We start from the raw sequence: 14,150 nt of genomic DNA on the forward strand, positions 1-14,150 counted from the left end.
CCTCAGCCCCCGTTCACAACTAAGGGGGCGTCGCCCACGTTGGTATTGTCCATGTTCGCATCCAGGGCCAAGAGTGCCTGAACAACCGCATTCATTTTGCTGCCAGCGGACCCCTTGACCGAAACCGCGTCACCGGCCCGAACAGCAGACCGAACAACCGGCACCAATAATTCTGAATTGCCCGCGTGGCCGCCTTGCATTTCGTCGGGTAAAACGTCCGCAAGTGAAGCCATGTCAGTGCCTGCCGTAAACACCAAATCAATTTTGTTTTCGCTCAACGGTAGGGCGAGGGCTTGGTGCCGTTGAACCGAGTCCGCGCCCAGTTCCAGCATGTCCCCTAAGACCGCAATGCGACGACCGTTTGCCCCGACGCCAACCCGACCAAGGACGGATAACGCCGCCGCTACTGAGACCGGGCTCGCATTGTAGCTATCGTCAATGAGGGTGAATTCGCCATTGGGAAGCTGGACTTTACAAGTCCGTCCCCGTCCCTTTGGCGCGCTCAAATTTTTGAGGACAGTTGCCGCCACCACTATATTTCCCCCGGCGGCGGCAACGCCCCCCAGTACTCCCAAGCTATTTGTCACCCAGTGTTGCCCAGGAATACTTATTCGATATTCAAATGTCTCATCCGCGAATTCTGCGGTGACGCGAGATGAGTCTGCATCGGCTTCAAAATTCAATGCCCTGAAGTCAGCCGCCGCGTCGGCACCGAACGAAATTATATTGTTAACGCCCATGGATTTTGCGCGGGCTGCCAAGTGCGCAAATTGAGAATTATCCCGGTTCAAGATGGCCACACCGCCGGGCTCAAGTCCTAAGAAGATTTCAGCTTTGGCATCGGCAATGTCTTCGATGCTATCGAAGTGTGCGCTGTGGACAGCTTCTATTGTAGTGATCAGTGCAACATGAGGACGTGCCAATTTTACCAGCGGCTCGATCTCACCCGGATGATTCATGCCCAATTCAAATACACCAAACTTTGCCGTGCGCGGCAGTCGTGCCAAGCTTAGCGGCAGACCCCAATGATTGTTTAGACTGCCTTCTGTGGCATAGGTTTCGCCCTGGGCTGAAAGCACTTCTTTCAGCACTTCTTTGGTGCCAGTTTTGCCGACACTGCCCGTCACCGCGATAATTTTTGCCGTGCTCCGAGCACGAGATGCGACGGCCAGGTCTTCCAACGCCTTTAGGGTATCCTCAACAATCAGCAGAGATGTTTCAGAGTCCAGTGCATTCGGCACTCGACTGACAACGGCTGCGACGGCACCCTTGGTCAGGGCATCGCCAACAAATTTGTGTCCATCAAAATTAGGGCCCTCAATGGCGACAAATAGATCACCTGGTTCCAGCGTCCGACTGTCGATAGATACGCCTGTGGCAACCCAGTCGTGCGTCGCCCGCCCGCTGGTTGCGGTCTCAGCTTCTGATGAAAGCCACAAAGCCACGGTCATGATCCAAGCTCCTTCAGCGCAGCTTCGGTCACATCGACATCGCTAAACGGTAGAACCCTATCGCCAACGATTTGATTTGTTTCATGGCCTTTGCCAGCAATGATCAGTAGATCATCTGCCTCAAGATCGGCAACAGCTGTGGAAATGGCTTCGGCGCGATCACCGATTTCCTGCGCCTGCGGACAGGCTTTTAGAACTTGGCCGCGAATTTCGCTGGGATCTTCGCTGCGAGGGTTGTCGTCGGTAACGATAATTTTGTTTGCCAATGCCTGAGCAACCCGTCCCATTTCTGGCCGCTTCCCGGTGTCTCGGTCGCCACCGCAACCAAAGACAACCGAAAGCTTGCCTTTGGTATGAGGACGAAGGGCACGGAGCACACTCGCCAAGGCCTCAGGTGTATGCGCGTAATCTACAAAAACGCTGGCCCGCTTTGGGTGTCCCTTAATTCTTTGTAACCTACCGGGAGCACCCTCCAGAGCACTCAAGGTTTGCAAAACAGCATGGATATCTTCACCGCCTGCGAGAACTAGACCCACTGCACACAAGACGTTTAATATTTGGAAGTTTCCGATCAGCGACAACGCCACGTCAGCACGCGTACCTTGGGCATTAATTTCCAGACTAAATCCCGTTTGCGTGGCAATGATGGACTCGCAATGTATATCTCCCTGGCCCAAGCCATAAGAAATGACCTTGTGGCCTCGGGTTAAACAGATTTTTGTCAGGGTCCGGAACTCCGGCGCATCGGCATTCAAAACCGCCGTACCGCCAGGGGCCATGACTTCAGAAAACAATCGCGCCTTCGCCGCCAAATATTCATCCATCGATTTGTGATAATCTAAATGATCGCGGGTCAGGTTGGTGAACCCGGCGGCCCCTATTTTAACGCCATCCAATCGGCACTGAGATAGACCATGGCTGGAAGCTTCGACAGCCAAGTGGCTCACGCCTTCTGCTGCAAGATCACGGATATCTTGGTGTAACCCTACCGGATCAGGAGTCGTTAAACTGCCCACAGTCTCGCGTTCAGGTGCCGAAATCCCGAGCGTCCCCATGCTAGCGGCAGACCGGCCTAAATTTGTCCAAATTTGCCGCGCCAGCGAAACAACAGACGTCTTACCATTCGTCCCGGTTACGGCGACAATGGTTTCAGGCTGAACGTCGAAGAAGCGTGCCGCCATCAACGCAAAGCGGCGGCGCGGATTATCATCGACTAATAGAGAGGTATCTTGGTGCTGTTTTTCCAGAACCGTACCTGACTGTGCCAGAATACAGACGGCACCCCGGCCCAAGGCTTCGTCGATAAAGTCCCGACCATCCGATTGAGTACCCGGCAAGGCGGCAAACAGGTAGCCGGGTTCGACCTCACGCGAATCGCAAGTCAAACCCGTGATATCCACATTCCTGTTGTCAGCCGTCCCCATTACGTCGCCACCATCTCCATTCCATAGTTCCTCAACGCGCACCGGTCCTCTCCACAGATTTCGTAGAGAAAGGCACAAAGGCCGCTTTGACCGGAGCCCGCCGCCGCTTGCTAATTTTGGGCTTACTGGTTTTAGGTTTATCGCCCTCTAGTACCGGGCGAATCCCAATCATAGGCGCGATCCGCTGGACCAGCTTGCCAATGGTCGGAGCCGCCACCCAGCCGCCTGTCGCGTAGTAATACGTGCTCTTATTGCCCTTTGGCTCATCGACCAGTACCAGCAACACATAGCGCGGCGCATCAATTGGGAAGGCCGCGACGAAAGACGAAATCAGCGCTTTTTCTCGGTAACCGCCGTTCCCCTGTTTCTCCGCCGTGCCGGTCTTGCCACCAATCTTGTAGCCGGGAACATTCGCTTTGCGGCCCGTGCCGCGGCTGACAACCAAGCGCATCAGGTTGCGCATTTGGCTGGAGGTCTTCTCGGAAAAAATTTGGTGGATAATTTCGCCCCCCGGTTTCGGCTTATCCCTTTTCAAAATCGTTGGCGGCCGGTAATAGCCGCCGTTCACGACTGTTGCGATGGCCGCAGCCATTTGCAGCGGTGTGACTGCAATGCCGTGGCCGTAGGAAATGGTCATGGTGTTGATATCGCGCCAGCGTGCGGGGGATAAGGGGGTCCCCACTTCTGGCAGTTCAACCGCTGATTGACGCAACATTCCAAGTTTTGCGAGGTACGCCTTCTGCGCCTTGCCGCCTAAATCCATGGCCATCTTGGCGGCACCAATGTTTGATGAATAAATCAGGATTTCCGGCACAGACAACCAACGGTTCTTACCGTGATAATCGGTAATGCGAAACCGAGCGATCCGAATAGGCTTGCGGGCATCATAGCGGTCCTGCAACGACACCTTTCCCGAATCCAACGCCATTGCTGCGGTCAGCAATTTAAACGTCGAGCCCATTTCATAAACGCCTTTGGTCACCCGATTGAATCCGGCTTCGCCTTGCAAGGTTCCGGCGTCGTTTGGATTGTAATCCGGCAGCGAAACCATGGCGGTTACTTCGCCGGTTTCGGCATCAAGGATTACACCTGCCGCCCCCAATGCATTAAACCGAGCCACAACGGATGTCAGTTCCTGATGCAAAATCGCCTGAATTCGAAGATCAATGGACAGTTGCACCCGGCGGCCATCGTTGCGGAGCGCATCATCAAAATAACGCTCGACACCAGCGATCCCCTTGCCGTCCACATCTGTCATGCCAAGTAGGTGCGATGCGACCCGGCCATGTGGAAAGACCCGACGCTCACCATCCGCAAATGCAACACCAGGAATTCCCAAGGCGTTAATGTCGTAAACTTGCTGCGGCGTCAAATTCCGGCGCAGCCAAACGAACTGACCCTTGCCTCTCAGCTTGACGAGAAGTTCTTCTCTGCTCAAATCGGGTAGAATCTCGGTTAACTTATCTGCGGCTTCATCAGCATCCAGAATTCCCTGCGGGTTGGCGTACAACGACGCAATCGGCAAACTCGCCGCCAAGATCACCCCCCGTCTATCAACAATTTCACCGCGTCCTGCGACATTTGGTTTTGCCGTGGCGCGGGCGAATTTCTTATCTGCATCAGGTGACGACGTTGCCAGCGTGATCAGCCGTCCGCCAACCACCGTGAAAGCTAAAAGAACCACCATGCCCGTCACCAACAAACGGTTTCGTCCAGTTTCCATGGCAGACTTTTTGCTACCTTCGAAGTGGACGCGCGGCGGGTCCTCGTGGGTCAAGACCGTGTTCTCTTCAGACATAGGCAGGAGGTCTTGGTCACTCACCGGGTTGCTTCCCCCTTTTTGTTGCTGACGTTTTGCAATGTCTGCATTTGCTCAGGGCGCACCTGATCAAGACCCAGGTGCCGTTCCGCCAAACCCCGCAACCGATCGGGATTGTTCAGATGACTCCATTCAGCTTTAAGAACACGAACCGCTTGCTGCTCTGCCTTGATGGAGCGGTTGAGATCAACCAACTCCCCTTCAAGGTCCTGAACCTGATATTTGACGGAAAATAACGCCAAGCTCAGAGCCCCAGCCAATAGAACAAATAGCATTGTGGTTTGACGCATTAGGCTGCCCTCCTGTTTGCATCATCGTTAGCCGGCCCACGGGGGGGTGTTGGCCAGACCGGTGCATCGGTCCTCTCGCCTGCCCGCAATCGCGCCGACCGGGCGCGGGGATTGGTTGAAACTTCATCGGATGAAGCCTTAACCGCCCCCCTGTGCACGGGCCGAATGCTGGCTGCCTGCTGATCCTCAGCGGACACAGGCAAATGACGTGAAGGTCTTGCCGCAGCGCCACTGCGCACGCGCATGAAGTCCTTTACGATTCTGTCTTCAAGAGAACGGAATGAAACCACGGCCATGCGGCCGCCGGGCACAAGCAATGCCTCGGCAGCGCGCAGGCCGCGTTCCAGGTCCCCTAACTCATCGTTCACATAAATTCGCAACGCTTGGAATGTCCGGGTCGCCGGATCAATGCCGTCCTTGGATTTTTTGACGACGCCACGGATAAGTCTTGCTAATTCGGCGGTACCGGTAATCGGCTTATCCGCCCGCACATCTATGATCGTTTTCGCAATCCGCCGGGATGCGCGCTCTTCGCCATACTTATATATAACGTCGGCAAGTTCTTTTTCGGGAAGCTCGTTCACCACATCGGCTGCGGTCATGCCGTCTTTCGACATGCGCATGTCCAAGGGGCCATCGGCGCGGAAGGAGAAGCCCCGGTCGGGATCATCCAACTGCATGGACGAGACACCAAGATCGAAAGCGATGCCATCAACCTGTCCGACGCCAGCATTCTCAAGCAACTCGGCCATATCGCCGTAGCAGCCCTGCAACACGGTAAGCCTGCCTGGGAAACGTGCGATCAGGTCCGCAGCGCGATTTTGCGCTTCCGGGTCACGGTCAATTCCCCAGACCGTACATTCGGCTGCTTCGAGGATTGCGCGAGAATATCCACCCGCGCCAAAAGTCGCGTCAACGTAGATCGCGCCGTCCTGGGGTGTCAGGACGTCGAGTACTTCGCGCAAAAGCACAGGTGTATGGGAAAACGTGGGACGGGGGGGGACCGGCTCACGCATGATCTACCCTCCTCTACCACCGCCACCTGGGTCAGGCGGCGTCTCAATTGTTAAGCCTTCTTCAATCACCGTTTGCGAGGCGCCGCTGAGTTCGGCCTCCGCCGCTTCCGGGTTCCAAATTAAAAATGAATCTCCCATGCCGACGAATGCGGCCTTATCAGCAACTCCGGCACGGTCTGCCATATCTTTCGGCAGCACCAATCGTCCGGTTTCTTCTAATCTGATTAGTCGGGCACGACCGAACACGCTCATCGACAGCGCCCGGCGTTCCTTGGAAAACTTAGGCAGACGGGCGATTCCGGCCTTCATCTCTTCCATCCACTCGACGGTACAGGCTTCGATCGCGTCAAATTCTAGAGATGGATAAAGATAGACCGCGCCCGCGTGGCCGCCTTCCAGCTCGGCACGGAACGGCGCCGGTACGGACACGCGTCCCTTGCCGTCGACCTTATTCTCAAACGTACCGGCGAATAGCGCCATCTAATCCCCCAAAAACCGCAAGCCCTTAGCCCCACAATTGCGCCCCAAATTTGCGCCGCAAAATCAGCACTCGACCCCCAGATATTCTTCGCGCCCCAAGTGCAACAATCCTCAGTTACACTTCTGGGCATATTTGGAATAGCATGGGTATTTATGGGAGTCAATGACACATTATGGAAATATTCGGGAAAATGCTTGGGTTTTCAATGCCTTCCAACTCTGGTTTTCATTGATCGTGAGCCAGAAGACTAAAAGTCGATTTCGCCCCTTTGATGGTCAATTTGTGGTAATTTTGGGGAATCGACAGGCGATGAACTTTACTCAGCATCCTTCGAGACGGGCCTAGTAGCCCTCCTCTGGATGAGAATGGGGAGATGTCAAAGTGTGGAGTGAGAAATTAAAACTCCCCGAAAGCTAAAACGACCTCTGTCGCTTTAGCTTGAGAAGCCCGCGACCGCGGGCCGCCGACCGTTCGGCGAAAGCAAAGGGCCGAAGAGGCCCGCCCGGTGCTTGAGGGGCGATAAAAACCACCCTTGACCTCGTGGGAAATTTCTCTGCTAATTCATATGCAGACAACAAGGAAAAAGTTACATGGCATCGGTCAAGGGATTTGTGGAACGAAATGATCGTATCGACAATCGTCGACCGCTGAATGAAACGTATCTCGTCACGGACGGCGGGACCTGCGAGGTCATTGACGTCAGCATGGGCGGGATTTCATTCGCTGGTGCTAAGGAAAAATTCCCCCTCGGGAAAAACATTTCGATCAAGGGTGTCAGGATCGAAGATGAAGAAATGGTCGAGTTCGGAGCCTTTGCCGAAGTCGTCCGTAGCGTTTCACGGGCAAGCGGAGGCATCGGCCTAAAATTCAACAAACTAACCTCCAAACAATTCGGCATCGTCGAAGCCCTGGTCATGCACCGCCCCCTGGTTCCCAAGAAAAAGAAAACCCTGCCCAAGAAGAAAAAAGGTTTTTTGGGCTAGGCGTCTCAAGATTGAACGTAATGTTATTTATTAAGTGATAAGTTAACGTACAATAAATCTTTCAGTAAAAATTAACTTCTTGCCGTTAATCAGTATATATTCGCATACAACCCTTGCGAGTGAGATGTGGCATCAATACGTATTATTTGAATACAGACGTATGCAGGGCATTCGTTTAAAATAAATCTTTTCTCGGTGACGTTAGAATGCGAAAAATTACGCTATCAGCCGCAGTTCGTGACAGTCTGCTTTCACTCAAAGATAGCACCACTTTAATTGACCGCACACAGGGGCGCTTGTCTACAGGGCTACGGGTTGCCAGCGCGATAGATGATCCGGTTTCTTTCTTCCAAGCCAAGATTCTAGCCGACCGTGCATTTGATTTCCTTGAAAAGAAAGACGGTATTAATCAGGGCATCAGCACCGTTGAAACCGCTCTTGGTGGGATCGAAGGCGTCGAGGCAATCGTGCGGCAGATAAAAGGCATCGCCGGGAACCTTAAGTCGGCGACAGGCTCACAGTTCACCGACCTGATCACGCAATTCAACGCCCTGCGCAGCCAGATCGGGACATTGACAACGGACACATCTTTCCAGGGTGTTAATCTAGTCAATTCAACTGCCGAACAACTGGTCGTTAACTTCAGCTCCGAAACCGCCAGCACATTGACCGTCGACGCGGCGAACATTTCGGAAACGGGTCTTGGGATCGGGCAGGCTGTTGTTGCTTCAGATACATCATTTAATTACTCGGGCGTGGAGGCAATAACTCTCAAAACAGGGAATGGCGGTTCTATTGTCACCTTAACTTATCAGGGCACTGGTCTTGTGCTTACAGGCTCTTTTGTTACAACTGGTCCTACTATTACATACGGGACGGTCTCGCTTACTATCGGGATCGGCGGATCAGGTTTTGGTTTTGCTGTTCTAAGTGCAGGCGACGTTATCTCGGTCAGTTTGGTTGGACTTGGCGCTACGGATATTTTTAATTTGACAAGTACAAGTTATTTTGCCGAGGGAATTGCTATCCTTCCTGGCACCCCTGACATTATCCTCAGCATTGCTGGAAACAACGACAACTTCATTGCAGAAGGCAATACAACGCAGGTCGATACAGCAATTTAACAGTTGGATAGTGCGTTGACGACATTGCGATCGAATGCCCAGACACTGGGGTCGAACGTTGCATTACTGCAGACTCGGTTGGAATTTACGGAAGGTTATGTGAACGACCTTGAAGAGGGTGCCGCAAAACTGACCCTGGCCGACATCAACGAAGAGGGTGCCAACCTGCTGGCTGTGCAAACCCGGCAGCAACTCGGCATTTCCGCCCTGGCGTTTGCGGGACAGGCGGAACAAGGTATTCTGAGTTTGTTTAGGTAATTTGTCCGGTGGCAAGGCGACGATGGAGCTTTACTCAGCATCCTTCGAGACGGGCCTAAAGGCCCTCCTCTGGATGAGGGTGGGGGGATGTCAAAGTGTGGAGCTAGAGATTAGAACTCCCCGAAAGCTAAAGCGACTCCTGTCGCTTTAGTTTGAGAAGCCCGCGACCGCGGGCCGCCAATCGTTTGGCGAAAGCCCCCGGAACATCTGGGGCCGAAGAGGCCCGCCCAGCGCCTGAGGGGCTAATAATAAAAACGCCTCAATAAATAAATTAAATACCAGACGGCCTGTAAGCCGGGTTCTGTCCACGTTCTTGCGAACGATAGATGGCCATTCATCTGGGACGCCCGTTGCCGGACGCCTCTTGCAACCTACCCGGACGACGACGCGGAAACGCGCCTGGACAGTCGAGCTGCCCTGCCATCCCTATTCGGTTTTGCTCCCGGTGGGGTTTACCATGCCGTTCCCGTCTCCGGGCACGCGGTGCGCTCTTACCGCACCCTTTCACCCTTACCCGATGCTCCGAAGAGGATCAGGCGGTTTGCTTTCTGTGGCACTTTCCCTAAGGTCACCCTCGCCGGGCGTTACCCGGCACCGTGTCTCCGTGGAGCCCGGACTTTCCTCCCTTTGCACCCAAAAGGAACAAAGAGCAGCCATCCGACCGTCTGGTGGGCTCAGGATAAGCCGGTTCTGTCTTTATTGAAAGCCGGTAGCTTTATTGATAAGAACTTCAGGCTTGCCATACTCGCGCAGGCCACCCAAAAATAAATCGACAAAAAGGATAACCCGACAATGACAAACACCATTGGTATCATTGGTCTTGGCAACATGGGCGGGGCCATTTCGACGAATCTGGTTAAGTCGGGGTTCGCCGTCGCCGGTTTCGATATTGATGCGGGTATGATCGCCCGTGCCCAATCAAATGGCGTGGATGTGAAATTCAGCGCGACCGAGGTCGCCAATTTGGCAAAGATCATTATTCTATCTCTGGCAAGTCCTGCGGCGCTGCATGCGGTGACGACTGAACTCGCCGAGGCTGGGAACAAAGAAGCGATCCTGGTCGAAACCGGCACCCTTACTATTGATGATAAAGAAGCCGCCCGTGACAGGCTTGCTGCCGCTGGCATTACCCTTCTCGACTGCCCACTCAGCGGTACCGGCCATCAGGCCCGCACGGGTGATCTTGTCGTGTTTACGAGTGGTGACGAGGACGCCGTAAACAAATGTATGCCAATGTTCGCTGGTTTTTCCCGCAGCCAAAAATACTGCGGTGAATTTGGCAATGGTATTCGCATGAAAATCGTTGCCAACCACCTGATCGCCGTCCACAACACGGCGACGGCAGAAGCTATGGTGCTGGGCATGAAAGCCGATCTAGACCCCAACCTTGTCTTTGATGTGATCAGTGAGAGTGCGGGCACCAGCCGCATGTTCGAAGTTCGCGGAAAGCTGATGGCGGACAGCAATTGGGACGATGTCGGTGCGACTAATTTGCTCTTCAAAAAAGACCTCGACGTCATCACTAACTACGCCGCTGAGATCGGGTGTCCAGTACCGTTGTTTTCCCTCGCCGCCCAACCCTTCCGCGCTGCGATGAGCCGAGGTCTGGAACAACGCGATACCGCGTCTGTCTGCCTGCTTTTAGAAGAAGCCGCAGGCATTGATCGAGACAACTGGCCGCCGGACGCGAAGAAGAAATAAACTACTTCGGATCGGCGTAGGTTCCCGCTGCATCCGGGAACATGGCCTTGATCACCTTGAAGCGGGAAATGTCTACGGTCGCGTCCATGTGCATGAAGATGGCGGCGTCTCGGAATAATTTTTCAATTCCTGCTTCCAGCATGACACCCGTGCCGCCATGAAGTTCTAGTGCGTCTTTGCAGACTTTCATGATTTCCTCAGACGTGTGGTACTTGAGCATGTTGCAGAGCTTATCCGCATCTCCCACCCGTTCATCAACAGCCCGTGCGGCGTAGTTGATAAAGGCGCGGATCGCATCGATGCGGGTCGCCATATCCGCGAGACGGACCGCAACGGCCTGGTGCTTGATCAATGGCGCGCCGCCTTGCACGTAATTCTGGACGTATTCTGCCGTTTTCTCAAACGCGGCCACGCCGACGCCTAAATTCTTGGACGCCTGTAGTATCTTTCCAGGTCGGAAGTAAACCCCCGCATGCCCCATGGCTTCGTCTTTAACCAGCAAATGATCTTCCGGCACGCGCATGTCTTCAAATGTCAGTTCCCCATTGTTCATGAAACGGCAGCCCATGGTCTCGTTGCATTTGGTGATGCTGAGGCCTGGGGTGTCGCGGGGCACGAGAAAGCTCGACGTCCCGTGGACCATCCCGACGTCCGGTTTGGTGTTGGCGTAAACGACATAAAGGCTCGCGTCGTAGCCGTTGCTGATAAATTGCTTACGTCCATTGATGACCCAATGGCCGTCTTCCAGCACCGCCTTTGTATCCATGTTGGCCGACGGCACGTTGTGGGGCAGCCACCGATCTGATGCGCCGCGTGGTTCGGTCAGGCAATGAGCCAACAAAAAGTTTGGGTCTTCCATCAGGCGCGGGAACCATTTTTCCTGCAAATGACGCGGTGCCAAATTACGCAACAAAACTGATACCTTCCAGTTCTGCGCCAGCTTATCGGCGAGGCCTGAATCGCCCCGCGCGACCTCTTCTGAAATCACCGCGAAGGTTTGAACTTCGGTCGCGGGATCAAGCTCCATGCCGCCGAATTCCTCCGGCACGCCGAGGGTCCGAATGCCGATCTCATCAGCCTTTTGCAATATTTCCGCCGGCACCCGATCCGCCGGCTCCATCGACCATTCTTTTTCCCAGTTGTCCCGAATATAGGGTGCGACCACATCATCGATGTAGGCATGCACGGTATCGCGCATCATGCGTTGGTCTTCTGATAAAATATGGTCGTTCATATTCATATTTAGAGTCCTCAATTTATGAGATGAATGAGACCGCGCAGCAGACCAAGTGTCTCACCATCTGCAACACCATCGACCCGTTCGGGGCGGAAGTGACGTTGGAAAGCACCAATAGCCAAGGGGAGGTTTTCGACATCATAACCATAGAGTAAGAAAAGCGCCGCCACATGGTCGGTTGAACTGGATATGGACCCAAGCCGTCGCGGCCATATCCCAATTTTCTTTGCAGCCAATTGCTGCCAAGGAAACAATTCACCCGGGTCCTGCTTGCGGGTAGGTGCGACATCAGAATGACCGACCACATTCCGTGCCGGTATAGAATGTCGGGAAAGGATATCGAGACAAAGGCCTTCCAACGCTGTCAATTGCGCGTCTGGAAATTCACGGTAGCCAAATTCATGACCGGGGTTAACAAGTTCGATGCCGATGGATCGGGCATTAACATCTGACTCGCCCCGCCAAGACGCGACACCAGCGTGCCAAGCACGGTTCACCTCTTCAACCATTTGCACAACGTCGCCATTTTCATGAATGAGATAATGTGCGCTGACCTTTGCGGCAGAATCGCAGAGCCTTTCCAGCGCTGCCTCGCCGGTTTCCATGCCGGTATAATGCAAGACCAGCATGTCAATTTCTGCGCCGTCTGGTCGAACATCAAAATTGGGCGACAGGTTTGTCTCCATGATTCCTTACTCTACTGGTCCCGCAACACGGTTCCATCTAATTTGAATAACCGCCACGCCAAACAACGTGAGAAGGCCGCCAACAATTTTCTCCCATCCGAGAACTTCCCCCAATAACCAAGCGCTGGAAAGTGCGGCGAATACAGGGGGCATCAGGTTTATCCCGACAATCCGACTGACCTCATACTTGTTCATCAAATGATACCATAACCCATAAGCAATGGCAGAGGCACCGACCGCCATGAAGACGATTGATGCCCATTCAGTCATTCCGGCACTTTTGGTCGCGGCCCATTGGCCTTCTTCCATCAGCGCAGAGACGATAAATAACTGAGGTGCTGCGAATAGTGCCATCCAAGCATTTAACTGGATCGGCCCGACACCATCCAGTTTCTTTATTAAGATGTTCGACAATCCCCAACAGACAGCGGCCCCCAGGCACAACACGACATGAAACAAGCTGGATGACACGCTGGGTTCACCGGCAACAATCGCCACACCGCCGAACGCAATTAGCATCCCAATCGTGCGCCGCCAGCCGAAGGCATCGTTCAACATAAGCCACGCCATCAAGGCACTAAACGGCGTTCCTAATTGCAGTATAATCGATGAAACAGAGGGATCGACCCCGGTCAGGCCGGTAAATACGAAAATGAAATGGAGCGTGCCGAGCACGACAGAAATCATAAAAACAGGAATAAAATTTCCGATGGGCGGTTTGGTAAACCAAATTAAAATGGCGGCAACCAGCGCGAACCGAAGTCCCGATGCATAAATCGGCGGAAAGTGAATAACACTAATCTTAATCGCAACATAGTTGAGCCCCCATAACACCGCGATAAATAATCCTATGGCGGCATCGATAGGCGTGAGACTGGAGGATTTCAAAGCAGGAGAGTTCATGAAGGTTAGCTTGGCCGCGTCGCTGACTTAATTCAAGCCGCGTTCCTTCTTCACCACGTCATAGGCATGATTGATTGATGCCATTTTTTCATTTGCGAGATCGATGAAATCCTGCGGCAAGCCTTTCGACATCAGGGCATCTGGATGGTATTCGCGCAGCAGCTTGCGATAGGCAGACTTAACCTCCGCATCGTCAGCCGACGGGTTGACGCCTAAGATCTTATAAGATTCATCCTGGGTTCCGACATGGCCAGCCCCCATGAAACTGCAATGAATGCGGTCAAAGTGGTCCTGATCGAAGCCGAAGATCGCCGCGACACTTTTAAGATATTCAAGTTCCTTTGGATGAACCTCACCATCGGCCTGGGCAATAAGGAACAGCCCGCCCAACAACTCTTCAAGCACTTGCGGTTCGCGCGGAAACATACTGGCGATTTGCTGGGCATAGGGCTCATAGCCGGTTGCATCTTTACGGGCTTCGTTGAACAGTCTACCGACTTCGCCAACTTCTTCCGGCGGAATGCGAAAGATTTTCTTAAAGGCGGCAATTTCATCCGGCGTGACCTTGCCGTCAGCCTTGGCCATTTTTGCGCTGAGAACGACCACGGCGATGGTGAATGCAACTTGCCGCTGATCCGTACCAGGACCACCACCCATCTGAGTAGTGCCGGCTTTATCCTTATCAAATTGATGACCCGCGAACGCACCCATCAGCGCCCCAATGGGACCGCCGATTGCAAACCCGGCGACGCCGCCAATAACTTTCCCCCAGATGGT

At 53.7% G+C, this 14,150-nt stretch carries 12 protein-coding genes, 1 other RNA gene and 1 pseudogene; 3 read left to right on the forward strand and 11 right to left on the reverse strand.

Annotated features, from left to right (window positions below):
- Positions 1–2 precede the first annotated feature (2 nt).
- From HOM51_19110 to HOM51_19135, 6 genes are read right to left on the reverse strand one after another with little or no spacing between them, the layout of a single operon-like run.
- Positions 3–1,451: a UDP-N-acetylmuramoylalanyl-D-glutamyl-2,6-diaminopimelate--D-alanyl-D-alanine ligase gene (locus tag HOM51_19110; GenBank protein ID MBT5036627.1), complete on the reverse strand. Its 1,449-nt coding sequence runs from the start codon at positions 1,449–1,451 to the stop codon at positions 3–5.
- Positions 1,448–2,875, reverse strand: a complete 1,428-nt coding sequence (locus HOM51_19115; GenBank protein ID MBT5036628.1) for a UDP-N-acetylmuramoyl-L-alanyl-D-glutamate--2,6-diaminopimelate ligase — start codon at positions 2,873–2,875, stop codon at positions 1,448–1,450. Before HOM51_19115 ends, HOM51_19110 begins: the two co-directional genes overlap by 4 nt.
- Before the next feature lie 31 nt (positions 2,876–2,906).
- Positions 2,907–4,673, reverse strand: coding sequence for a penicillin-binding protein 2 (locus HOM51_19120; protein MBT5036629.1), 1,767 nt, complete (start codon positions 4,671–4,673; stop codon positions 2,907–2,909).
- Between the two features lie 20 nt (positions 4,674–4,693).
- Complete coding sequence (locus HOM51_19125) at positions 4,694–4,984, reverse strand: hypothetical protein (protein MBT5036630.1); 291 nt, start codon at positions 4,982–4,984, stop codon at positions 4,694–4,696.
- On the reverse strand, positions 4,984–6,000 hold the full coding sequence (gene rsmH, locus HOM51_19130; protein MBT5036631.1) for a 16S rRNA (cytosine(1402)-N(4))-methyltransferase RsmH: 1,017 nt from the start codon (positions 5,998–6,000) through the stop codon (positions 4,984–4,986). Before rsmH ends, HOM51_19125 begins: the two co-directional genes overlap by 1 nt.
- 3 nt (positions 6,001–6,003) lie before the next feature.
- Positions 6,004–6,480 (reverse strand): division/cell wall cluster transcriptional repressor MraZ, encoded by a 477-nt coding sequence (locus HOM51_19135; protein MBT5036632.1) that lies wholly within the window; start codon positions 6,478–6,480, stop codon positions 6,004–6,006.
- A gap of 591 nt (positions 6,481–7,071) precedes the next feature.
- Between HOM51_19135 and HOM51_19140 the strand changes: the two genes are divergently transcribed.
- Together HOM51_19140 and HOM51_19145 are read left to right on the forward strand one after the other, a co-directional pair.
- Positions 7,072–7,464: a PilZ domain-containing protein gene (locus HOM51_19140; protein ID MBT5036633.1), complete on the forward strand. Its 393-nt coding sequence runs from the start codon at positions 7,072–7,074 to the stop codon at positions 7,462–7,464.
- 206 nt (positions 7,465–7,670) lie between these two features.
- Positions 7,671–8,846 (forward strand): annotated as a pseudogene (locus HOM51_19145) (hypothetical protein).
- 274 nt (positions 8,847–9,120) lie between these two features.
- Here HOM51_19145 and rnpB read toward each other — a convergent pair.
- Positions 9,121–9,515, reverse strand: an RNA gene (gene rnpB / locus HOM51_19150) — RNase P RNA component class A.
- Positions 9,516–9,638: 123 nt separating this feature from the next.
- On the opposite strand from rnpB, the gene HOM51_19155 reads away from it, so the two are divergent.
- The gene (locus tag HOM51_19155) at positions 9,639–10,547 is read left to right on the forward strand and encodes an NAD(P)-dependent oxidoreductase (protein MBT5036634.1); all 909 of its coding nucleotides are present in this window, start codon (positions 9,639–9,641) and stop codon (positions 10,545–10,547) included.
- A gap of 1 nt (position 10,548) precedes the next feature.
- Here HOM51_19155 and HOM51_19160 read toward each other — a convergent pair whose 3' ends face one another.
- From HOM51_19160 to HOM51_19175, 4 genes are read right to left on the reverse strand one after another with little or no spacing between them, the layout of a single operon-like run.
- Complete coding sequence (locus HOM51_19160) at positions 10,549–11,787, reverse strand: acyl-CoA/acyl-ACP dehydrogenase (GenBank protein ID MBT5036635.1); 1,239 nt, start codon at positions 11,785–11,787, stop codon at positions 10,549–10,551.
- 11 nt (positions 11,788–11,798) lie between these two features.
- A complete protein-coding gene (locus HOM51_19165; GenBank protein MBT5036636.1) occupies positions 11,799–12,470 on the reverse strand; it encodes an N-acetylmuramoyl-L-alanine amidase in 672 nt (223 codons plus the stop codon).
- A 6-nt stretch (positions 12,471–12,476) separates the two neighbouring features.
- Positions 12,477–13,373, reverse strand: a complete 897-nt coding sequence (locus HOM51_19170) for an EamA family transporter (GenBank protein MBT5036637.1) — start codon at positions 13,371–13,373, stop codon at positions 12,477–12,479.
- Positions 13,374–13,400: 27 nt separating this feature from the next.
- Entirely contained in the window at positions 13,401–14,084 is a 684-nt protein-coding gene (locus tag HOM51_19175) for a DnaJ domain-containing protein (GenBank protein ID MBT5036638.1), read from the reverse strand.
- Between the last annotated feature and the right edge of the window lie 66 nt (positions 14,085–14,150).

The organism is Rhodospirillaceae bacterium (assembly GCA_018660465.1).
Classification (GTDB): Bacteria; Pseudomonadota; Alphaproteobacteria; order Rhodospirillales; family JABJKH01; genus JABJKH01.

Excerpts from the sequence above, each read along its gene's own strand:
- HOM51_19165 (MBT5036636.1), bottom strand. The coding sequence starts at position 12,470 with ATGGAGACAAACCTGTCGCCCAATTTTGATGTTCGACCAGACGGCGCA.
- HOM51_19170 (MBT5036637.1), bottom strand. The coding sequence starts at position 13,373 with ATGAACTCTCCTGCTTTGAAATCCTCCAGTCTCACGCCTATCGATGCC.
- HOM51_19135 (MBT5036632.1), bottom strand. The coding sequence starts at position 6,480 with ATGGCGCTATTCGCCGGTACGTTTGAGAATAAGGTCGACGGCAAGGGA.
- HOM51_19120 (MBT5036629.1), bottom strand. The coding sequence starts at position 4,673 with ATGTCTGAAGAGAACACGGTCTTGACCCACGAGGACCCGCCGCGCGTC.
- HOM51_19115 (MBT5036628.1), bottom strand. The coding sequence starts at position 2,875 with ATGGGGACGGCTGACAACAGGAATGTGGATATCACGGGTTTGACTTGC.
- HOM51_19125 (MBT5036630.1), bottom strand. The coding sequence starts at position 4,984 with ATGCGTCAAACCACAATGCTATTTGTTCTATTGGCTGGGGCTCTGAGC.
- HOM51_19140 (MBT5036633.1), top strand. The coding sequence starts at position 7,072 with ATGGCATCGGTCAAGGGATTTGTGGAACGAAATGATCGTATCGACAAT.
- HOM51_19160 (MBT5036635.1), bottom strand. The coding sequence starts at position 11,787 with ATGAATATGAACGACCATATTTTATCAGAAGACCAACGCATGATGCGC.
- HOM51_19175 (MBT5036638.1), bottom strand. The coding sequence starts at position 14,084 with ATGGGTGCGTTCGCGGGTCATCAATTTGATAAGGATAAAGCCGGCACT.
- rsmH (MBT5036631.1), bottom strand. The coding sequence starts at position 6,000 with ATGCGTGAGCCGGTCCCCCCCCGTCCCACGTTTTCCCATACACCTGTG.
- HOM51_19110 (MBT5036627.1), bottom strand. The coding sequence starts at position 1,451 with ATGACCGTGGCTTTGTGGCTTTCATCAGAAGCTGAGACCGCAACCAGC.
- HOM51_19155 (MBT5036634.1), top strand. The coding sequence starts at position 9,639 with ATGACAAACACCATTGGTATCATTGGTCTTGGCAACATGGGCGGGGCC.